The following is a 22,862-nucleotide window of genomic DNA, read 5'->3' as shown; positions in this document are numbered from 1 at the left end:
ATCATTTATCATTTATCAATCATCATTTATGTATCTAAAAATATACAACTCCCTTTCCGGCGAAAAAGAAGTCTTCAAACCCATCCACGAAAAAAATGTCGGGATGTATGTTTGCGGACCCACCGTTTACAGCAACGTGCATCTGGGAAATGTGCGAACATTCATGTCCTTCGATTTTATTTATAGAACTTTGATGTTTCTCGGCTACAAAGTGAGGTATGTGAGAAATATTACCGATGCGGGACATTTAACCGATGATGGCGATGTGGACAATGACCGGTTTGTGAAACAGTCGCGACTGGAAAAACTCGAACCTATGGAAATTGTTCAGAAATACACCGTCGATTTCCATAAAGTTCTGGATACTTTCAACCTCCTTCCGCCAACGATTGAGCCGACTGCAACCGGACATATTTTGGAGCAGATCGAACTCACCCAGAAACTGATTGATAAAGGATTTGCGTACGAAAGCAACGGTTCCGTTTACTTCGACGTGTTGGAATACAACAAGCGCGGTCTGAATTACGGCGAACTTTCCCGAAGAAATATTGACGAACTTTTTGCCAATACCCGCGATCTCGACGGACAGAACGAAAAGAAAAATCCGCAAGATTTCGCTTTATGGAAATCGGCTTCACCTGCACATATCATGCGTTGGAATTCCCCGTGGGGAGAAGGTTTCCCAGGATGGCATCTGGAATGTACCGCGATGTCAACTAAATATTTAGGTGAGAATTTCGATATCCATGGTGGTGGAATGGATTTGAAATTTCCGCACCACGAATGTGAAGTTGCGCAAGGAAAAGCGTGCAACGAAACCGCTCCCGTAAACTACTGGATGCATGCCAATATGTTGACGATGAACGGACAGAGAATGAGCAAATCGACCGGCAATTATATTTTGCCAATGGAATTGGTTTCCGGAAATAATGATTTCTTCGAAAAGCCCTTTCACCCGACGATTGTGCGTTTCAACTTTATGCAGGCACATTACCGAAGCGTTTTGGATATTTCCAACGAAGCGATGGTGGCGAGTGAAAAAGGATATCAGAGATTGATGGAAGCGGTCAAATCGCTTTCGGCAATCAGTGGTCAGCAATCGGCAGAAAGCAGTTTCGATCTCACGGCGTGGAAAACCAAATGCTTCGATGCATTAAACGACGATTTCAACTCTCCGATTTTGATTTCGCATCTCTTTGAGGCGGTGAATTTCATCTTCAAATTAAAGGATGGAAAAGAAACCATTAGTTCCGAAGATTTGGAAGAGCTGAAAAAACTGATGCACGATTTTGTGTATGAAGTTCTCGGGCTGCAAAACATTGAGGAAAATAACAACGAGAAACTTGATCAGACTCTCCAAGTGTTAATTGAACTCAGAAACCAGGCGAGAAAAGCGAAAAATTTCGAGCTTTCCGACCAAATCCGCGACAAGCTGCTTGAGCAGGGAATCGAACTAAAAGACGGGAGAGAAGGAACGACTTACACGATTTCTTAAACTGACTTTACAGATAATAGAAAAACCTTTCTGCGGTGCGGAGAGGTTTTTTTGCTGTAATATATAAGCGGTTTCTGAATTAATCTTTCATCAAGTTTTCATAGAAAATATTTTCCATTCAAAAAAATTGCTAACTTAGTTCATTCAAAATCATAACTTTAAAACCAATAAAACCAATTAATATGAAAAGAAAACTATTCTCTTTAGCATTGGTGTCGGCTGCTTCCGTAGCTTTTGCACAACAGGATGTATTTGCATTGACCGGAAAAACGAGCACCAATATCGTGTTCAGCGATTTCCGTACAATTGATGTGAACCACGGTGTTTCCGGAGCCGCAATTTTCAGTGCGGAGTCTTCACCGAATGTTTTTTCGCAACAACAGAACAGGATGATTACGGAAGTGAAACAATCGTTCAACAATTCGCAAGCGGTTTCGATGGCGTCGCTCGCTTATGACGGATTGAACGGAAAACTCGTTTACATTCCCATGTTTTCTTCGAACGTTTATTTGCTCGACCAAAAATCCAAAGACATCACGCTCATTGAAAGTAATGTTGTGAAAACTACTTCCTGTGATCTGGCTTCACACATCACGAGAATGACGACCGGCTACGACCGAAATATCTACGCGATGAGCAATTCTGGTTCCCAGCTGATCCAGATTTCCAGAAAAGACGGGAAATATACGTTGACCGATTTGGGAGCGGTGAAAGACGATTCCGCAAATGGCGAAAATTCGATAAAGATGATGACCAAGGGTTTTGGCGGCGATATGGTTGCAGATGCCGATAATAACCTTATGGTTTTTTCCGCTTCTGGAAATGTGTTTAAGGTTTCACCGAAACTGATGACAACTAAATTTTTAGGCAAAGTTTCCGGACTTCCTGCAAATTACTCGCTGAACGGAGCAGCGGTAAATTCCAAAGGAAATGTGGTTATAGGAAGTGCGCGCGGTGAAAGCATGTACGAAATCGCGATGGACAATCTTCAGGCAAAACCAATCGCGGGAAACCTGAAACCTGTGATTTATGATTTGGCAAGTTCCTATTTCCTTGGGGAAAAACTCAACTTAATTACTGCGTCAGGAGTTGATATTTACCCGACAAAAGTGGAGGAAGATTTCATCAACATCCGCTTGGATGATCCTAAGATCACAGGAAATGTTTCTGTTGAAATCTATGATTTTGCAGGGATTAAAGTAATGCAGAAAAATCTTCCATCCATTGAGAAAAACAGAACTCAAAGAATTGAACTAAACAATTTGAAATCAGGTGTTTATGTTGTTTCTGTCGTAGGTAGCAATAAAAAGGTGATTTTAAATAAAAAGATCTCTGTGAATTAGGATTTTTCCTGAAAAACTGTATAAAGATCGACCTTCCCGAACTGAATCGGGAAGGTTTTTTTATGATTTTTGACATGCTTTTAATAAGCAATTGTAAAAGATTGGTAATCAATGTTTAAACTAAAAATTCAAAAGCTGAAGAATCTAATTTTTCTTAAGAATTTTTGTAACTTGCAGCCCTCAAATGACATTAAGAAAATAATTTAATGAAACTTTACCTTAACATTAACTTCCGAACCAAAATGGGCGAAAAACTCCAGGTTTTGGTGATGGAGGAAGGAAGCGAAGACAAGCTCCACTTCCTGAACTATACTGATAACGGAAACTGGAATGCGGAAATCGACTATTTCTCCAAGCAGATTTCGTACAAATACCAGTTGACCGATGAAGGAGGAAATATCCTCGATGAAGAATTTTCTCTTCACCATCTGAATCTTCCGCACAACTATAATGAGTTTACAGTGTACGACAGCTGGAATTTGAAAAACTTCCCGGAGAATTATCTCAACAATAAAATTCTTAAAAATAAACTGCGCGGATTCAAGCCAGAAAAAATTTCGGTACTCAAAAAACACACTCATCTTTTCCGTTTGGAAGCTCCGATTTACCACCCGAACTGGAAAGTGGTGATTCTCGGAAACTGCGATGCACTCGGAAATTGGGAATGGCTGAAAGCGGTAGAGTTGGCGCAAACCGACTTCGGGATTTGGGAAGCCGCAATCGAACTGCCGACCAACCAAATGATCCAGTACAAATACGGTTTGAAAGACATCACTTCAGGACAGGTTTTCGATATCGAATATGGCGACAACAGATGGACTTTACCAAATGCTGAGAAAAATGTTTTACAGATTAAAGCCGACCATTTCTTCAAGTTTAAATCTTACGAAATGTATCATGCAGCGGGAGTTGCAGTTCCGGTTTTTGCATTGCGCACCGAAAATGGTTTCGGAGTCGGCGAATTTTCTGACCTGAAAAATCTCGGCGATTGGGCAAAAAAAACCAATCTTTCCATTTTGCAGATTTTGCCGATTAATGACACGACGGCAAACTATACCTGGACTGATTCTTATCCGTATGCTGCGATTTCGGTGTACGCACTTCATCCGCAATATTTGTCTTTAGATAAACTTGATTTCGCTTTACCGAAAGATTTAGTTGAAGAATTTAATGCGAAAAAAACAGAGCTCAATGCGCTTGATCTGATCGATTACGAACAAATGATTTCAGGCAAATGGAAATATGTGAAAGCCGTTTTTGATGCCAATAAAGAGAAAATCCTGAAGGATCGAAACTTCAAGAAATTCATCAAAGACAACGAAGAGTGGCTCGTTCCTTATGCTGCGTTCTGCGTTCAGCGCGACAAGTACAAAACGCCGAACTTCAACAACTGGAAAACACACAAAAAATATATTGCCGGAAAAATCGCTCCTTTCTTTACCGCCAAAAGCAAAGATTATGATGCGACCATGCTTCATTCCTGGGTTCAGTACCAACTTCACCTGCAATTGAAAGATGCGATCGACTACATCCACGATTTGGGAATTTCGGTGAAAGGAGATTTGCCGATCGGGATTTACAGATACTCGGTAGAAGCGTGGACGGAACCGGAACTTTTCGGCATGGATTTTCAGGCGGGAGCACCACCTGATCAGTTCACCGGTTTGGGGCAAAACTGGGAATTCCCAACCTACAACTGGGACGCGATGAAAGCCGACGGTTACCGATGGTGGAAAAACCGTTTCAAGGCATTGGAACAGTATTTCGACGCCATGAGAATCGACCACATTCTCGGTTTCTTCAGAATCTGGAGGATGCCGATGAGCGCAGTTCAGGGAATCCTCGGATATTTTTATCCAGCAGTTCCTGTGAGAATCGAAGAGTTTCATGCGAGAAATATTCCGTTCCATTTCGACCGATATTGCAAACCGTATATCAACGACCAAATTTTGTGGGACTATTTCGGTGACGAAAGGGATGCGATTCACAACTTCTTCATGAACAACCATTTTAATGGAACCTACAGCTTCAAGGAAGAATTCGACACCCAAAGAAAACTCCGCGATTATTTTGACCAAAATCCTCATCCGTGGGCGGAAGATAAACTGATTTCACTCTGTGCAAATGTGCTTTTCCTTCAGGAAGATTTAGGAAACGGCGAATATGTTTACCATCCGCGGTTCAATATTGACAGGACTGATTCCTACAAATATCTTCCGGATTGGGAAAAACAGGCGATCCACGATTTGTACATCGACTATTTCTTCAAAAGACAGGACGGATTGTGGTACCAGAAAGCGATGGAAAAACTTCCGGTAATCCTCAATGCTACTGATATGCTGATCTGTGGCGAAGATTTAGGACTTGTTCCTGACTGTGTTCCACAAGTGATGGACCGGTTAGCAATTACCGCTTTGAAAGTTCAGAGAATGCCGTCGGAAAATATTTTGTGGTACAACCCGCGAAATGCAGGTTATATGAATGTGGTGACCGCGAGTTCGCACGACAGTTCGACACTTCGTCAATGGTGGCACGAAGACCGGAACTTCACGCAGAAATTCTTCAACCAGCAACTCGGTCAATACGGAACCGCTCCTTGGAATATGGAGCCGGAATTGGGTGAAATGATTATGAAGCAGCATCTGTACAATGACGCGATGCTCGCAATTTTCCCGATACAGGAGTTCTTGGCGACTGATTATGAATTGGCAAATCCAAATATGGACGATGAAAGAATTAATCAGCCGGCGGTTTTCCCACATTATTGGAGATACCGAATGCATCTGAATCTGGAAGATTTGGCGGCGAAAGAAGATTTTAATAACAAAATCGCGTCCTGGATTTCAGATTCTAACCGCGTTTGATTCTGGGCGAATTCCCTTTCTCTGAAGGGGTGTCCTCATCAAAGATGAGGACGGGGTAGTTTTTTATGACGTTTGATACTACTCGAAGAAGTTTTGTAAAAACATCAATAATCAAATCAATTTGATTTAATAGGAGCGGGCTTTAGCCCGCTTTTTTTATGATCGTATTTAGGGGCTTTAGCCAAAATTTATTGAAGATATTTTAGAATAAAAATAATTTCGAATTTGTAGAAAAAAATCACAAGTAATTTTACGATTCTTAATCTAAAATACTATAAAATTAAGTTACTGACAATCAGCGAGATAAAAGTTTTCAATAAAGGATTTTAAATTAGAGTTTAACTTCCTTTTTTTATTTGAATCAAACATAAGGAGAGTTTCATGGAAACTCTTTATCGATGGGTGTTGACAAAGATTTCAATAGTGAATTTGGCACGCTTTTCTAATAGTTTACATTGAACTCAAAAAAATTGATTTGAAATGAAAAAAATACTTCTTGGAATTTCGGTGTTTGCGATGACACTGGCTTCCGCGCAATATTATCCCGACACTTACCCAAACAACGGATGGGGAAATGGCGGACAAAACAACGGCTATTACTACGGTGATGACGAGGACGAGTTTTACTTCCCGGATGACTACTATTACCAGTATCCTTCCGATTATTATACCGACAATTATTACCAAAGTTATTACAATGATTACCGAAGAAGCATCTATGATATCAACTGGAACCGCTTCTTCAGAATGTACCGACTTTCACCATGGCAAGTACAGCAAATTATCATGCTGAACGAGATGTATCCAAGTTTCTCTGCGTGGAACAACTACTACAGATACAATCCTGACAGATGGTATTACGACCGATTCTACGCTTTGGAAAGAATTTTGGGGCCAAGAATCTTCGTGATCTTCCAGAATAATTTTTATGGCGGTTACAGTCCAGTTGTGTACTACCAAAATTACAGAAGACAGCATTATGCAGCCAATGTATATATCATCCCGAGATACCGAAACATCAACGTGAACCGATATCGAGTGGATCGGGTACAGTATCATCAAAACAATCCGCGACCAAATTTCGGATTTACCGATAACGGAAGAACCAGATCGGGTAACAACAGCGGTTTCAGAAATGACTCCAATTCCAACCAAAATGGAGGTTTCCGTAACGATACCAATTCAAACAATGGTTTCAGAAATGACACCAACTCCAACCAAAATGGAGGGTTTAGAAACAATACCAATTCCGACAGGGAAGGAGGTTTCAGAAATAACCAGGGAACTGCGCCGAGAGTAAATACAGAACATCGAAGCGGTGGTTTCCGAAGCGAGCAGAACAGTGGCGGATTCAGAAACGATTCCGCACCGCGAGAAAACTCGATCCGAAACAGTATGCCTGAAAGAAAAATTGAGAATAATTCCGGTAGCGAGACAAGGTCTCCCGGATTCAGAACGCCGAATAACTCAGGTGGTGGTTCGGGATTGCGATTGACTTCGCACTAATTTTAGTTTTTTAATGTTAATAATGATGGAGGGCAGTTTCAGCAATGAAGCTGCTCTTTTTTGTTTCTCGAAACTTTTTTTGGCACACAAATAGAAAGTTTAAATACAACACCAAAAAATTTTAGAATGAAAAAGTTAGTTACAGTCCTTAGTTTAGGATTATTTACATTAGGTTATTCGCAGTCGGTTTATTATAACGATTATCAACGAAGTATTGCCGACGTAAATTGGGAAACAGTAGCGGCAAACTTGTTACTCTCTCCGCAGCAGAAAGCAGATTTGTTTGCATTAAACAACCAGTATCCGGATTACAATTCGTGGAATACACGTTATGCGAACAATCCCGATCGATGGAGAACCGATAGATATTCTTCAATCGAGCGAATTTTGGGTCAGGAAAAGTATACGAAATTCAAAAACCAGTACTACAAAGGACAAAATCCAGTAGCGGTTTACAACAGAAACAAAAACAACTACAAGAAATACCAGAACAGCAAATTCCAAAAAATAAAAGTCCAGAATAATCAGGGACAAAATAAAAAATCGATGAAGGAATATGAAAGAAGGAAAAAATTAGGCGATGGAAGTCACCTTTATATTAAAAAAGGTCATAAAGCAAAAGGACATCATAAATAAGAAATGATCCAAAATTAAAAACAAGAAAACCGCCTAATCCAGGCGGTTTTCTCTATTCTTTTAGGGAATTATTTTCCTCTTTGCGGCGGATAATTCGCCATAATTTCTGCCACGATTTCTGGAATCTGTCGCTGTTTTGCTCTCGGAGAATCCACGGAGATTCCGCTTCCGATTCCCTGCCAAACTAATTTTTGGGTTCTTGCGTCGATCAGGTCCAGAACAAGTGCGCCTTCGTTGTAGTTAGAAGTCCATGTTCTGCTCATTCCAACTCCCCAACCGAAAGGACCGCCCCATCCGTACATTCCGTATGGTCTTGCTCCCTGCACATCCTGGATTTTCTTGTGGTTCGCTTTCACGTTCACAATCAAATCGGGATTTTCTGCAACCGACATTCCCTTCATCTGCAACTGTTTCGAAACCTCGTTCAGCACGCGGTCTTTATCGATGTCGTTCAGTTTCAGGTCGTCAATTCTAAGCTTGTACGTTTTGTACATATTGAAATTTGCGGTTTCAGCATAGTCGGATCTCACGTTGAATGGGCTGCAGGAAGTAAGTCCCAAAGTCGCGGATGCCAAAAGGAGAAAAAAATATTTTTTCATTACGAGTTATTTTTTTTAATTTTTTTAAACGTGTCGGTCTTTTTATCATATCCGTACGGACAGTGTTTGCAGCCGCTTTTGCAGCAGTAGCCGCGTTTCAGGTGATACTTTTCTGTAAAAACCCTGTAACCCTGCTCGTTATAATAAAAGTCTTCATTCTCTTTGATTTTATTTTGATCCATTAGTTAAATTTCGCCTCCGAAAAAATTATATTTGTGTTATGATAATCGTTTGGAAATCTTTACTCAAAAATACAAAAATAAACGGCATCACTCTTTTTCCCTTTATCTTCCTGAAAAAGCAGGAGGACAAAACTAACGCAGTCCTCATCAACCACGAAAAAATCCATCTTCGGCAGCAGTTGGAGCTTTTAGTGATTTTCTTTTATCTGTGGTATGTCATAGAGTACTATTACTGGTATTTCAAACTCAACGACAGTTACCTCGCCTACAAATACATTTCCTTCGAGCGCGAAGCATTCGCGATGGAAGACGATCTGGATTACCTTTCCCACAGAAAACTCTGGAGTTTCTGGAAGTATCTTTCCTGAAATATTTTGGGCGCACATTTCCCGCTCTCACTACTCGCTTTTTTTCTTTTTGCCACTGCTTTTCCCATTTCCAAAAAAGAAAAAAGAGCTCAAACACGCCGCTCGATCGGGGGCGCAGTTTCGTCACCTTTTTCACATGAATTTTTTCAGAACAAGATTCGTTCTTCTTCAGAGCTTCGAGGTTCATCGTTGAAATTCGTGCATTTGTGTTAAAGAAAATCGCAAAGATTTATTTTAATTTCGTCGTACATAGAGGAAGCAAAGCGAACTCCGCAAAATGCGGATTGATGAAGCATCTCTTTAATCAGCGGATTGATCCGCCAACTTTGCTACCTCGAATAGGATTTTTTGAAAATGCTTTGCGTTTTTGAATTGGCAAAAAATTTCTCCGCTCACTTTTTCTCCCAAAATAATTCTCCGTAATTTGTACAACTAGCGAGAATCAAGAAAATGAATTTTCCCACCATAAAAATTCCCATCACCGAAATTCCATTAAACAAAAGCGTCCGTCTTTTTATCAAAAGAGAAGATCTGATCGATCCCGAAATTTCAGGAAACAAATTCTGGAAACTGTTCTATAATATCAATCACTATTTAGAAAGAAATCCGAAAAACCCTTTAATCATCACTTTTGGCGGCGCATTCTCCAACCACATTTCTGCGGTTTCCGCATTGGGAAAAAATCTGGGGATCAAAACTTTGGGCATCATCCGCGGCGAGGAACTCCAACAAAAATGGGAACAAAACCCGACTTTGAAATTTGCCAGTTCCAACGGAATGGATTTTCGATTTGTCTCGAGGGAAGAATACCGCAACAAAGTTTCATTAACCAAAAAATTGGAGAACGAATTTCCGAGTAGCTTGATCATTCCAGACGGAGGAACCAACAATCTCGCTGTAGATGGCATTCAGCATATGTTAAGCAGCGATACAAAAAGTTTTAATTATCTTTGCACCGCGGTGGGAACTGGCGGAACGATTGCAGGAATCTCGAAATTTGCGGGAGATGACCAGAAAGTTTTGGGCTTTAAAGTTGTTGATGACAACTCCTTGAAAACTAAAATTTCAGAACTGTCAGGAAATGAAAATTTTTCGCTGATCGAGGCAGATTTCGGGGGTTATGGTAAAATAAATGACGAAAATATCCGTTTTATCAATTGGTTTTCAGCAGAGTTCGGGATTCAATTGGATCCCATTTACACCGGGAAAATGATGCAGAAAGTTTTCGAGTTGATTGATGAGGGTTTCTTTCCCGAAAACAGTAGAATCCTCTGTTTCCATACCGGCGGATTGCAGGGAATCGAGGGAGCCAACGAAATGCTGAAAAAGCAAAATAGAACAGTCATTATCAATAGGAATGGGCTTTAGCCCATTTAAAAAAAGTAAATGTCCATTTAGCCAAAATATAAATCCATTTATGAGAAAAATATTTTTTGCTTTTACTGTATTTTTTCTATCAAAAACCTATTCGCAATCCTGGAAAAACGATGACCAGTACGTGCAGAAATTTGCAGCTTATGCCGTAGAGGAAATGGAGAAGTATAAAATTCCCGCCTCAATCACTTTGGCACAGGGAATTCTGGAAACTGGTGGTGGACAAAGCCGATTGGCAATCCAGGGAAATAACCATTTCGGAATTAAATGCAAAGAAGACTGGACCGGAAAAACAATGGCGCACACCGATGATGCTCCGAATGAATGTTTCCGCGTGTACGACGACCCGAGAGATTCCTATGAAGACCACTCTAAATTCCTGGCATACCGAAAATATTACGTCAACCTTTTCAAACTCGATATCAAAGATTACAAAGGATGGGCACACGGACTGAAGAAGGCAGGTTACGCCACCAATCCGCGATACGCCTATATTCTGATCGACAAAATCGAAAAACTGAAACTGTACGAATTCGACAATACCAATTCAAAAGAGGTGCATTACGCAATTCTTAAACTCTATCCCGATTTGCGCAATGACCAGGTTTTTATGGCAAAGCTCGAACAAAATAAAGCCAATACAAAACCAGTTACGGTAACAGTTCCTTATGAACAAACTTCCTACGCAAAGCAAAAGGAAAAAGTTGAGAAAATCGTCAGCAAAACGGAGCTTCTGAATTCAATCTTAATTAAAAGCCATCCGAACGAAAACCGCAAATTCATCATTGTTCCCGACGATATGGATTTGGCGTCGCTTTCGAAAAAATTCGGAATCAGCCAAAGTCGTTTGCTGAGATGGAACGAGCTCGACAGCGACCATGTCAGAAAAAACGACATCCTCTTCCTCGAATCAAAATCATCCACAGGAAATATTGCCACGTATAAATCTCAAGCCGGCGAATCGATGCACTATATTTCGCAGAAATTTGGCATCAAGCTGAAGAAACTCTACTCAAAAAACAGAATGGATTTCGGACAGCAACCAAAACCGGGACAGCTCATTTACCTGCAGGAAAAAAAACCGAGAGGATAATTTATCACTCATCATTCATCACCTATAAAATGTTATATCAAAGAAGTTCGGCGCTTTTTGACGAAGCCCAAAAATATATTCCGGGTGGAGTAAATTCACCAGTTCGTGCCTTTAAATCTGTTGGCGGAGTTCCCGTTTTTATGAAATATGCAAAAGGTGCGTACATGACCGATGTGGACGATAATGTTTACATCGACTATATCAATTCGTGGGGACCGGCGATTTTGGGACACACGCATCCCGAGGTTTTGGAAGCCATCCAGAAGCAGGCAGAAAACGGGTTTTCCTACGGAACACCTACCGAACTCGAAACAGAAATTGCAAAACTCATCGTGGAAAATGTGCCGAATATCGACCAGATCAGAATGGTTTCTTCGGGAACTGAAGCGTGTATGAGTGCAATCCGTTTGGCGAGAGGTTTTACGGGAAGAGATAAAATTATCAAATTCGAAGGTTGCTATCACGGACATTCGGATTCGTTTTTAATTAAAGCGGGAAGTGGTGCCGCAACTTTCGGGAATCCGAATTCACCCGGAGTTACTGCGGGAACGGCAAAAGACACACTTCTTGCGCGATACAATGATTTTGAGCAGGTCGAAGATTTGTTCAGACACAACGAAGGAGAAATTGCCGCCATCATCATCGAGCCGGTTGCAGGAAATATGGGTTGCGTTTTGCCGGAAAATAATTTCCTACAAAAACTCCGTACGATCTGTGACGAAAATGGTGCGCTTTTGATTTTTGATGAAGTGATGACAGGTTTCCGTTTGGCTTTTGGCGGAGCCCAGGAAGTTTTCAATGTGAAAGCGGATTTGGTAACCTTCGGAAAAGTAATCGGTGGCGGAATGCCGGTCGGTGCTTTTGCGGGAAGAAATGAAATTATGAACCATCTTGCTCCGAGAGGCGCGGTTTACCAGGCGGGAACTTTGAGCGGGAATCCTTTGGCGATGAGGGCTGGTTTGACTACTTTGGAACTCATCAAGAAGGATGCGAGCTTTTATCAAAATATCAACAAAGCTACTGAAACCCTCGACTTCGAAATTGGCAAGATTTTGAATTCTAAGAATATTCCGCACCGCATTAACAGGAAAGGATCGATGATGAGTGTGTTTTTCCACGCGACTTCGGTTTCTAATTTCGACGAGGCGGCGATGGCGAACCACTCGCTGTTCAACAATTTCTTCCACCAGCTTTTGGAAAACGGGATTTATCTTCCGCCGAGTGGTTTTGAAACGTGGTTTATTTCTGACGCTATTAAAGAAAAGGAAATCGACAAGACGCTGGAAGTCATTAGAAAATTTGAATATTCGTAAAAAAACAAATCCCTGATTTTTATTGTAAGTCAGGGATTTTTTTGTTAAAATTTTTAAAGGAATTATTTTTTGATGAATTTCTTTTTATAAGTTTTATGGTCGGTCTGAATCATTAAAACATAAGAGCCATTTTCTAAATCAGATACATTAACCTGATCCTTTTTCGCCGCCTGAAGACTTATCATTTTTCCCGATGCGTCATAAGCGGAAACTCTTTTTATTTTTTCGGCACCAAGTCCCTGAATATTTAAGAAATCTTTGGTTGGATTTGGGAATATTTCAATGCTTTTAGCATCATGATCTTGCGTATTTAAAATCCCGTAAGTAAAATTGTGCGTCACTGTTGTTCCTTCGGCATTTGCTGAAAACTTCCAGTTCCCGTTCATATTGAAGGTTCCTGCCGGCAAAGTCCAGTACCAAAAACTTGCTGCGTAGAACGTCGTTGAATTAATACTGGTTGTAAAAGCTACGGTTCCATCCGGACGGATAAGCCGCACTACAATAACCATTCCCGGTTTTTGATCTGCAAGATAAACTGCCGCTACAACGTTGCTTCCGCTAACGAAATCATCTTTTTGGTAAGTTATTTCTGTAGTAGGACAGGTTCCAAAATTAGGCGGTGCGGTGTGGGTAAGAACGGCATTGATTTTTGGGTCTTGATAAGGTTTTTGAACTTGCCACCAGGAAATATTTCCGGATACAAAATCGTTGCAGGGACCTTGATAAGTATCCACAAGTTGATTGTTGCTGTCATACACTTCAAAATGCAGATGCGGACCGGTAGAATTTCCGGAACTGCCGACAATTCCTAAATATTCACCTGCAACTACTGCTGCACCTACAGGTTTGGGAGTGAGAGAATTTTTTTTCATGTGTCCGTACCAAGCTCTGCTACCATCGGAATGCTGCACGTAAACCGCATTCCAGTTGGAGCTGTTGAAAGCGCAGTTTTTATCAAAATTTCCGTCAGATTTGTAGATAATTACTCCGTCTGCTGCAGCAATAATTTCCGCCTGATTATTTTCAAACTGGAACCATGTAAAAGGCCACGTAAAAATATCAATTCCCTGATGATTGTAGCCGTCTGCAGTATCGTAAGTTCTGGTACCGCAATTCCAGTCTTTTAGCTGGTTTGGATAATTGAGGTCGTGATCTACATGATTACTGATGCTCCAGACATTTTCGTAGGGAGCAGTGGCGGATTTTCTTACCGGCCAGATAAATTTTAGCGGCGGAGCTTTGGGTGAAATTAATAATTTACCTTCCGCCTGAAGAAGTTTCGCACTTTGATCAAGTTGAGCGGAAATTTCGTCATGCTGTTCTTTTGTTAAACATGGTGTTTTGGCTTGGTTGAACTTAAATTCTCCGAAACCGGATTGAATGCTGTTTTGAGACATTCCCCAAAATCCCAACAGAAATAGGGGAAGTAGAATAATTTTTTTCATGATAAATTAGTTTTTACGTTGTTAGTAAAATTATGAAAAAATTAATATAAAAGTCAAAACCGGTTTTTTTTCTACTGTTTCAAAAATTATTTATTCGCGCATTGAATCCATCCATCTTTGATTTCGTAACATTTAATCAAGGTTTTGCTCTTTCATACTGAGGAGGGAAAAAACAGTTTTGGTTTTCTTTAAATGAATTCTGTATCGCCAAATAAGGATTTCTCAAAATTTCCCGCGCCACGAAAATCAAGTCTGCGTCGCCGTTCTGCAAAATTTCTTCTGCCTGTTCTGCAGTTTTGATTAATCCGACCGCGCCGGTTCTCATTCCCGAATCTTTTTTAATTTCGGAAGCGAAAGGAACTTGGTAACCATCAAACAAAGTTATTTTTGCACCGTGGATATTCCCGCCGCTCGAAACATCGATGAGGTCAACTTTTCTTTGTTTCAGGATCTTTGCGAGTTCCACACTGTCGGAAATGTTCCAGCCGTTTTCAGCATATTCAGTTCCCGAGATTCTTACAAAAAGTGGGTGGTCATCATCCAAAACCTCATTCACGGCATCAACGATTTCCAATAAAAACCGGATTCGGTTTTCAAAACTTCCGCCGTATTCATCGGTTCGCACATTCGATAACGGCGACAAAAACTGGTGAATCAAATATCCGTGTGCAGCGTGAATTTCAATCAGATCAAAACCTGCCTCCAAACTTCTGATCGCGGCATCCTGAAAATTTTTTACCAAATCTTTGATTTCCGAAACTGAAAGTTCGTGCGGAATTCGTTCGCCTTCCAAATAAGGAATCGGCGATGGAGCCACGGTTTCCCAACCTTCTTCCAAAGAGATTTGTTTCCCGTTCCAGGTTGAAGCTTTTCTTCCGGCGTGCGCTAACTGAATCCCAATTTTGGATTCTGTGTTTGCGTGGATGAATTTCACGATTTTAGAAAAGGCGGTTTTCTGCTCGTCGTTCCAGATTCCAGTACATTTATTGGTGATCCTTCCTTCCGGGACAACGCCGGTTGCTTCCACGATGATCAGTCCAGTTCCGCCTTGAGCGCGACTCGCGTAATGCACGAAATGAAAATCATTTGGAACACCGTTTTCGCAGGAGTACATACACATCGGCGACATTACCCATCGGTTGCTGAGTTCGAGATTGCGGAAAGATATTTTGGAGTAGAGGGTCATTTGTATTTGATTTTGTTGTAGTGGTTGCGATTGTTGCAATAGTTGCAGTTGTTGCAATTGTTGATCATTGCAAAATTAAGTCAAAAATAGAACATTGCTGAAGAGTACAGCATCAAAATCTATTAATAAGGAAGAAGTAACCATTGCATCCATTTGCACCCATTTGTAACCTACAATTTGAGATCTAACATCTGAAATCTGAAATCTGACATCTAAAATCTACCGAATTTCCCTATCTTTACCTCCCGATTTTTTATAATGGAAAAAGAATTTAAAATCACCTTTGAAGCCATCAGCAGTTACGACGCGCTGGATGCGACTGAAAAAAAACTCTTCGATGCCGCCAAGAAAATCCGTGAAAACGCTTATGCGGCGTATTCCAACTTTTTGGTAGGATGTGCGGTGCTTCTGGAAAACGGCGAAATCATCACGGGAAGCAATCAGGAAAACGCGGCATATCCGTCGGGATTGTGCGCGGAGAGAACGACGATTTTCTGGACTTCTGCAAATTTTCCAAACGTGAAAATCAAAAAACTTTTTGTGATCGGTGCGCCAAAAGATGCCATTTCATCGACCCCGATTCCACCTTGTGGAGCTTGCCGACAATCGATCCTGGAATATGAATCCAAGCAGAAAGACGAGATCGAAATTTACTTCGCTTCATTGGATGGTGAAATCTACAAAACCAAATCCATCCGCGATTTACTTCCATTTTCGTTTGATTCTTCTTACCTTTAAGACCAATAATTTTTCAGAAACCATGAGAATTGCCGCCATCGATATCGGGAGTAATGCCGCACGACTTTTAATTAATGAAGTAAACGAACCAAGAAAAGGGAAACCGGAATTCGTAAAGCTAAACCTTCTGAGAATCCCGCTCCGTTTGGGGATGGACGTTTTTACCAACGGCGAAATCGGTGCAGAACGCGAGAAAATGGTCATCGACTCGATGAAGGTTTTTTCTGATTTGATGAAGATTTACAATGTCGAACATTACCGTGCGTGTGCAACTTCCGCGATGCGTGATGCGAAAAACGGCAAAGCGATTATTGACGAGGTGAAAAAAACTTCAGGAATCAATATTGAAATTATTTCAGGTGATGAAGAAGCTACCTTGATTTACGAAAACCACGTCGCAGAAGGACTCGACAAAGATTTTGCTTATCTTTATGTGGATGTTGGCGGTGGTTCTACCGAGCTTACTTTCTACGAAAATGGTAAACTGAAATACAAAAACTCTTTCAATATCGGCACCATCCGATTGCTTAACAATCTCGTGACCGACGATCTTTGGAAGGAAATGAAAGAAGAAATTCGCAAGAATATCAACAGCAAAAAAACGGTGGTTGCAATCGGTTCCGGTGGAAATATAAACAAGATTTTTTCGATGAGCAAAACCAAGGACGGCAAACCGCTTTTTCTGTCGGGTTTGAAAACGACTTATAAGGAACTGAGTTCACTATCCGTTCATGAGAGAATGATCAGGCACAATCTTCGGGAGGACCGCGCAGATGTTTTGGTTCCGGCTCTGGAAATCTTTACCAAAGTCATGACGTGGAGCGACATCAACAAAATCTTCGTACCGAAAATTTCTGTTGCCGATGGTTTAGTCCACAGTATTTATGATGGTTTGAAGGGGAAGAAGTAATAATGCAAGTCAAACGCATTATAATTTTAACCACAAAAGGCACAAAAATCTTACTGTATATCAATGATAGAGTTAAGAAAAGCAAGTTAAGAGGACACAAAAGTTCAAAAAAATCTTCGATTTTTTCTTTTGGTATCTAAGAAATATTTTTGAAATTCTTTAGAGGTGGTATTTAGCAGGTTTCTTTTGTGACTTTTGTGGTTTTTATGAATTTGTCTATTAATGCGTTTGAACTCTTAGAAATCGTAGTTTATTCATCCTCATCATCAAAATCGTCATAACCGAAATCCAACTCGTCTTCATCATCGTCTAAGAAGTCGATTTCTTCGTCGCTTTGTTGGTAATCCTGCGGAATTCCAGGCGGGTTGAAAAGTCCCCATTCGTCAACGATGAATTTCTTCGGGTCAAATGAAGCCACCCATTCCCGGAACAACATTCTGAATTCTTCCAGCTGTTTGCGCACAATCAGGTAATAGTCTGCCTCGTCAAAACCGAAAGCCGTCAAACTGTGGTAACTCACCATCAGCTCGCGTGCACATTTTCGGATGATTGCGGCGTTTTCCATTTTAATGTCCCACAGATTCACCGCTTCCGCACCGGAGATTTTCGCCATAATGACCATCGTGTTTTCCTGAAGGTGCATTTTGGTGTGCTGAAGATATTCGTTTTCATCGGGAATCAGGTCGCAGATCGTCTTTACGGTGCGATAGATTTCGTCTGCCTTTTTGTAGAGAGGCATTTCTTTGAGTTTTTTTCTCATGACTTATTTTTCTCAAATTTAAGGATTAAAGATTTGAAAAATGGTTTTTTTTGTGGTGGAATTTCTAACTAAAAACTTCAATTATTCTCACCAAAGATTTTTAAAATTGATCCAATACAGCGAATTGATGAAGCGTAGATGAAAACGCTGTCTACTTTCTCATTTTAAAATCAGCTTCCAACAATTAATCGAATGCGAAATTTCAAACTTCTTCTATTGTCTCATTTTGAAACTTAAAGTTAACCCAAGCTGAACCATTTATCAACAAGGTTTTATTCACGAATCTTTAAACTTGCGTTAAAGGTTCTCTGGTTTAATAATCAGATTTTTGTGCATCTGATAAAAGAGTAACTATGAAGAAAATTTACACGCTGAAACTCTTTGCAGTTTCGCTGGTATTTGGAGCGCAGTCTTTCGCGTTTTCGCAAACGTTGGTTCACTACTGGAACTTCAACAACAATTCTACAATCGCTACGATCACAACTCCAACTCAATCATTGGTTTCGGGAGCTGCTTTGGTCGCTGTTCCCGGTGGATCAAGTGTGATCGACAATGCAGGTGGTACCGGACAGAACTTTAACGTAGAAAACCTGAACGCAAGAAACGGCGATCCTTCCGGAACGCATTTGAGGTTCAATAATCCAATTGGAGGAGCGTTGCAGTTTTCACTTCCGACAACTGGTTTTGAAAATGTGGTGGTAACAACCGCGACAAGAAGATCCGGTTCTGGAGCTGGAACTCAACTTTGGTCCTATTCCACCAACGGAACGGATTTCAGTCCATTTACGACTTTCGCTCCTGTTGATGGAAATCCGACTTTATTAACGCTCGATTTTTCGGCGATTCCTAACGTTAAAGATAACCCAAACTTTAAGCTGAAAGTAGAATTCGAAACCGGATCTGGCGGAAATGTTGGCAATAACCGTTTTGATAATTTCACTTTGGACGCGACTGCATTGGGAGGTGCAGATACAACGCCGCCTGTCGTAACTTTGACTCCGGTAAATAACGCGACGAACATTTCGACCACGCTTAAACCAACTATTTCTTTTAACGAAGATGTAAGATTGATCGACAATTCGCCGATTACCGATACGAATGCAAAAGATTTGGTGGATTTCAGAATTGGCAATGCTTCCGGAGCGGTGGTTGCGTTCACGACGACCTTTAGCAATAATGTCATAACCGTGATTCCGGATACAAATCTTATGACCAACCAAACTTATTATGTGGCATTAAAACCAAATATTGTCGAAGATTTCAGCGACAATGCGGTAACACAGACGACTTCTTCCACGTTTACAACAGCGGGAACTTCTGTCGCATTCGACAAAACTTTTATTAAAGTAAACGAAGATGCGGGAGTTTTAAATTTTGCATTAAAGGTCAATTCGCCTTCCAATGCATCGGTGGATTTGGTGGTGAAGCCGGCTCCGTTCAGCACTGCTGATTCGGGAGATTTTACTTTGGCGACGCAAACCATTAATATTACTCCCTCAACTCCGGGAATTTACAATATCCAGATTCCGATTATCGACGACACGCTCGAAGAACAGCAAGCAGAATATTTCGTGTTAAGTTTGGAAAATCCAGTAGGAGCAGCGATTACAGGAGAGCAACTTTCGACGGTCTATATTATTGATAACGATAAACAGGCACCGGTTCCCAATAATCAGATTACACTGAATTATGTTGGAAGTTTCGATCCTTCCGGTGCAAACAGCAGTACCACCGAAATCGTGGTTCACGATCCGATTTCCAAACGGCTTTTCACAACCAGTGCGATTGCTGGAGTTTTAGATATCATTAATTTCACTGATCCATCTGCACCAACTGTCATCAATTCGGTGGATATGAATGCTTATGGAGGAATTACCAGTGTTGCTGTGAAAAACGGAATAGTTGCGGTAGCTTCTCCAAACACCAATCCTCAATTGGATGGTTCGGTAGTATTCTTCGATACTTCGGGAAATTTTCTAAAACAGGTTACAGTAGGAGCTTTGCCGGATATGGTGACTTTTACCAATGATGGAACAAAAGTTTTAACAGCCAATGAAGGTGAACCTAACGCAAATTATTCCGTAGATCCGGAAGGTTCGGTTAGTATTATTGATATTTCCGGTGGGATTCCTTCACTTTCACAATCGAATGTGACGACACTTTTGTTTACCGATTTCAACGCTCAGGAAGCTTCACTAATCGCTTCAGGAATCAGAAAGCTAAAAGCTTCGAGTACACTTTCCCAGGATTTGGAACCTGAATACATCGCGATTTCCGACGATAACCAGAAAGCTTTTGTAACCATCCAGGAAAATAACGCGGTTGCAGAAATTGATCTGAATACCAAAACCCTTACTTCGCTTTGGGCTTTAGGTAAAAAAGATATGAATTTGCCGGGGAACGGTTTCGACGCTTCCGACAACAACGGTGAAGTGCTGATTGCAAACTGGCCGGTAAAATCCTACTACATTCCGGATGGTGTTGCGACTTATAAAGTTAATGGAACCAATTTCATCATCACTGCAAATGAAGGCGACGAAAAAGAATTTTCCAACCTGAACGAAAGAACCACAGTTGGAGCAAACAATTACGTTTTGGATCCCGCGGTTTTTCCACAAGCTCAAATGTTGAAAGCATCGCATAATCTTGGAAGATTCAGAGTGACGAACCTGAACGGAAACCTTGATGGAGACAGTGAATTTGAAGAAATCAATTCAGTGGGAGCAAGATCGTTCTCGATTTTTAATGCGGATACGAAACAGATTGTTTTCGACAGTGGCGACGATTTCGAAAGATATACCGCAAAACATTTCCCAACAATTTTCAATGCTGATCATTCCGATTCGAATACTCCGAAGAACAGAAGCCGCTCAAAAGGTCCGGAACCGGAAGGAGTGACAATCGCAACGATTGCCAACGAAACTTTTGCATTTATTTCACTGGAAAGAATCGGCGGAGTGATGGTGTATAACGTGACCAATCCGAACGCTCCCGTTTTTGTGGACTATAAAAATACCAGAAATACTTCTGCATACGGTGGCGACAACGGTGCGGAAGGAATTACCTACATCCCGAAAAACGAAAGTGCGACTGGAAAAGGGTATATCGTGATTGCAAACGAAATCAGCGGAACATTGACGATTTATGAAATTAATGACTCAATCCTTTCTGCAAACGGCGCTGCAAATACCACGAACACTTTCTCGGTTTTCCCGAATCCGGCTTCGAAAGGGACGGTTTATTTCAACAGAGAAGCCGACATTGAAATTTATGATATGGCAGGAAAACTTCTGCAGAAAGCCGCAAAACAGAAAACCATCGATACCAGCAGATTTGCAACGGGACTTTACATCATCAAAACTTCAGAAGGTATCGTAAAAAGATTAATTGTAAAGTAGTAATTTTCATACTTACTTTTTTCCGGAGGATTCCCAAATTTGGGAATCCTTTTTTGTTGACATTATTTTACGGATTGCCGAAAGCTGATTGCTGATTGCTGAAAGCTGAAAGCCGATTGCTGGAATAATCACCTAACTCCCAACTCAATCACTTCCAACTTTTCAATCTTTTCCCCATTAATTTCAAACCGCATCATCGTTCTCACTTTATGCCATCCTTGATTTCCCGCTGCACCTGGATTCAAATGAAGTAATTGATTTTTATGGTCAAACATCGCTTTTAAAATATGCGAATGTCCTGAAATAAATAGTTTCGGTGGATTTTCTGCAATTTCTTTTTTGGCTAAAGGAGAATACTTTCCAGGATAACCACCGATGTGGATCATCAGAACTTCCACTTTTTGGCAGTTGAACCGCAGAACTTCGGGAAAAATTCTTCTGATTTTTTCGTTGTCGATATTTCCGTAAACGCCGCGGAGTGGTTTTATTTTTTCAAGTTCCTCGACTACTTCCATATTCCCAAAATCGCCACAATGCCAGATTTCGTCGGCTTGTGTGGCGTATTCGATAATTCTTTCATCGATGTAGGAATGGGTGTCGGAAAGCAAAAGGATTTTCATAATGCGAAAGTATGGGAATTTTCCTATCCACAAATCGATAAAGATTCTAATTTGTCCATTGACTGCTTCTAATCTTTGATAACTTGAGCTAGAATTTTTTTGTGCCACGAAATCGAAGATTCGACGGAGTCAATTCGCGAATGAAATAAAGATTCATTGCCACTATTAAATTTCGTGCATTCCTGGCATTTTTAGTTTCTGTAGATTCTGCAGCAGTGATCAACAAGTTAATTTTTGAGTTGGATACTGGACTGAATTATTCGTGCATTCGTGGCATTTATTTTAAATTTGCAGCAATGCGCTACTTCATCGAATTTTCATACCACGGGAAAAACTATTTCGGCTACCAGATTCAGCCGCGCGAAATCACCGTTCAGGAAGAACTGGAAAAAGCTTTGTCCACGATTCTTCGCGAAGAAATCAAAACGACGGGAGCGGGAAGAACCGACACTGGAGTGCATGCAAAAAAAATGTTTGCCCACTTCGACACGGAGCAAATTTTAGAGGAAAATCTGCCGCACAAACTCAACAGTTTCTTGCCTCCCGATATTTCGGTGAAAAGAATCTTTAAGGTAAAAGATGATTTCCACGCAAGATTCGACGCCACTTTCCGAACCTATGAATATTACATTTCTTTAGAAAAAAATCCATTTACCCAAGATTCTGCGTGGCAAATCTGGAGAAGGGATTTAGACATCGACAAAATGAACGAGGCGTGCAAAATCCTTTTTGAATACGATGATTTCACCAGTTTTGCCAAGCTTCACACCGACAACAAGACCAACCTCTGCACAATCTACAAAGCAGAATGGTCACAAAACGGTTCCGAACTGAAATTCACCATTTCTGCCGACCGTTTTTTAAGGAACATGGTTCGCGCCATCGTCGGAACCATGGTCGAAATCGGAAACGGAAAAATCCAACCTGAAGATTTGCGCACCGTCATTGAATCGCAAAACCGTAACGCAGCAGGAACTTCCGCGCCGCCGCAAGGTTTGTTTTTAGTGGATGTCGGTTATAATTTTTAGTTTG

General features: G+C 40.9%; 19 protein-coding genes. 13 read left to right on the top strand and 6 right to left on the bottom strand.

Translation table 11 applies throughout. From position 1 onward, the window contains the following. The first annotated feature begins 28 nt into the window (after nt 1-28). The 5 genes from cysS (at nt 29) to MTP09_RS11985 (ending at nt 7,844) form a co-directional block, all read left to right on the top strand. Nucleotides 29-1,495, top strand: coding sequence for a cysteine--tRNA ligase (cysS, locus tag MTP09_RS12005; protein ID WP_243548586.1), 1,467 nt, complete (start codon nt 29-31; stop codon nt 1,493-1,495). Nucleotides 1,496-1,677: 182 nt separating this feature from the next. Next, complete coding sequence (locus MTP09_RS12000) at nt 1,678-2,838, top strand: T9SS type A sorting domain-containing protein (protein WP_243548585.1); 1,161 nt, start codon at nt 1,678-1,680, stop codon at nt 2,836-2,838. 206 nt (nt 2,839-3,044) lie between these two features. After that, a complete protein-coding gene (locus tag MTP09_RS11995; RefSeq protein ID WP_243548584.1) occupies nt 3,045-5,702 on the top strand; it encodes a 4-alpha-glucanotransferase in 2,658 nt (885 codons plus the stop codon). Between the two features lie 480 nt (nt 5,703-6,182). After that, nucleotides 6,183-7,208: a hypothetical protein gene (locus MTP09_RS11990; protein WP_243548583.1), complete on the top strand. Its 1,026-nt coding sequence runs from the start codon at nt 6,183-6,185 to the stop codon at nt 7,206-7,208. Nucleotides 7,209-7,334: 126 nt separating this feature from the next. After that, complete coding sequence (locus MTP09_RS11985) at nt 7,335-7,844, top strand: hypothetical protein (protein WP_243548582.1); 510 nt, start codon at nt 7,335-7,337, stop codon at nt 7,842-7,844. A 68-nt stretch (nt 7,845-7,912) separates the two neighbouring features. Here MTP09_RS11985 and MTP09_RS11980 read toward each other — a convergent pair whose 3' ends face one another. Beyond that, nucleotides 7,913-8,443 carry a DUF4136 domain-containing protein gene (locus MTP09_RS11980; protein ID WP_243548581.1) on the bottom strand — a complete coding sequence of 177 codons (531 nt, stop codon included), beginning with the start codon at nt 8,441-8,443 and terminating at the stop codon, nt 7,913-7,915. Further along, on the bottom strand, nt 8,443-8,625 hold the full coding sequence (locus MTP09_RS11975) for a DUF5522 domain-containing protein (RefSeq protein WP_243548580.1): 183 nt from the start codon (nt 8,623-8,625) through the stop codon (nt 8,443-8,445). Before MTP09_RS11975 ends, MTP09_RS11980 begins: the two co-directional genes overlap by 1 nt. A gap of 38 nt (nt 8,626-8,663) precedes the next feature. Between MTP09_RS11975 and MTP09_RS11970 the strand changes: the two genes are divergently transcribed. From MTP09_RS11970 to hemL, 4 genes are all read left to right on the top strand, one after another. Next, nucleotides 8,664-8,993, top strand: a complete 330-nt coding sequence (locus MTP09_RS11970; protein WP_243548579.1) for a hypothetical protein — start codon at nt 8,664-8,666, stop codon at nt 8,991-8,993. 450 nt (nt 8,994-9,443) lie between these two features. Continuing rightward, nucleotides 9,444-10,361: a 1-aminocyclopropane-1-carboxylate deaminase/D-cysteine desulfhydrase gene (locus MTP09_RS11965; protein WP_243548578.1), complete on the top strand. Its 918-nt coding sequence runs from the start codon at nt 9,444-9,446 to the stop codon at nt 10,359-10,361. Between the two features lie 49 nt (nt 10,362-10,410). Next, entirely contained in the window at nt 10,411-11,460 is a 1,050-nt protein-coding gene (locus tag MTP09_RS11960; RefSeq protein WP_243548577.1) for a glucosaminidase domain-containing protein, read from the top strand. A gap of 29 nt (nt 11,461-11,489) precedes the next feature. Further along, complete coding sequence (gene hemL, locus MTP09_RS11955; protein WP_243548576.1) at nt 11,490-12,773, top strand: glutamate-1-semialdehyde 2,1-aminomutase; 1,284 nt, start codon at nt 11,490-11,492, stop codon at nt 12,771-12,773. Nucleotides 12,774-12,835: 62 nt separating this feature from the next. Here hemL and MTP09_RS11950 read toward each other — a convergent pair whose 3' ends face one another. Together MTP09_RS11950 and namA are read right to left on the bottom strand one after the other, a co-directional pair. Continuing rightward, nucleotides 12,836-14,218 carry a peptidoglycan DD-metalloendopeptidase family protein gene (locus tag MTP09_RS11950; protein ID WP_243548575.1) on the bottom strand — a complete coding sequence of 461 codons (1,383 nt, stop codon included), beginning with the start codon at nt 14,216-14,218 and terminating at the stop codon, nt 12,836-12,838. Between the two features lie 136 nt (nt 14,219-14,354). Next, nucleotides 14,355-15,404: an NADPH dehydrogenase NamA gene (gene namA / locus MTP09_RS11945; protein ID WP_243548574.1), complete on the bottom strand. Its 1,050-nt coding sequence runs from the start codon at nt 15,402-15,404 to the stop codon at nt 14,355-14,357. Between the two features lie 258 nt (nt 15,405-15,662). On the opposite strand from namA, the gene cdd reads away from it, so the two are divergent. After that, nucleotides 15,663-16,142, top strand: coding sequence for a cytidine deaminase (gene cdd / locus MTP09_RS11940; protein ID WP_243548573.1), 480 nt, complete (start codon nt 15,663-15,665; stop codon nt 16,140-16,142). A gap of 22 nt (nt 16,143-16,164) precedes the next feature. Then, nucleotides 16,165-17,052, top strand: coding sequence for a Ppx/GppA phosphatase family protein (locus MTP09_RS11935; protein ID WP_243548572.1), 888 nt, complete (start codon nt 16,165-16,167; stop codon nt 17,050-17,052). A 250-nt stretch (nt 17,053-17,302) separates the two neighbouring features. On the opposite strand, the gene MTP09_RS11930 is transcribed toward MTP09_RS11935, so the two are convergent. After that, the gene (locus MTP09_RS11930; protein ID WP_243548571.1) at nt 17,303-17,812 is read right to left on the bottom strand and encodes a hypothetical protein; all 510 of its coding nucleotides are present in this window, start codon (nt 17,810-17,812) and stop codon (nt 17,303-17,305) included. Between the two features lie 353 nt (nt 17,813-18,165). On the opposite strand from MTP09_RS11930, the gene MTP09_RS11925 reads away from it, so the two are divergent. After that, on the top strand, nt 18,166-21,210 hold the full coding sequence (locus MTP09_RS11925; protein ID WP_243548570.1) for a choice-of-anchor I family protein: 3,045 nt from the start codon (nt 18,166-18,168) through the stop codon (nt 21,208-21,210). 128 nt (nt 21,211-21,338) lie between these two features. Here MTP09_RS11925 and MTP09_RS11920 read toward each other — a convergent pair whose 3' ends face one another. After that, entirely contained in the window at nt 21,339-21,833 is a 495-nt protein-coding gene (locus tag MTP09_RS11920) for a metallophosphoesterase family protein (RefSeq protein WP_243551662.1), read from the bottom strand. Nucleotides 21,834-22,126: 293 nt separating this feature from the next. Between MTP09_RS11920 and truA the strand changes: the two genes are divergently transcribed. Next, nucleotides 22,127-22,858: a tRNA pseudouridine(38-40) synthase TruA gene (gene truA, locus MTP09_RS11915; protein WP_243548569.1), complete on the top strand. Its 732-nt coding sequence runs from the start codon at nt 22,127-22,129 to the stop codon at nt 22,856-22,858. The last annotated feature ends 4 nt before the right edge of the window (nt 22,859-22,862 follow it).

Source organism: Chryseobacterium suipulveris, from assembly GCF_022811685.1.
Classification (GTDB): domain Bacteria; phylum Bacteroidota; class Bacteroidia; order Flavobacteriales; family Weeksellaceae; genus Kaistella; species Kaistella suipulveris.
Note: the sequence above shows the minus strand (reverse complement) of the source record. Positions and strands in the feature narration are given on the sequence as shown.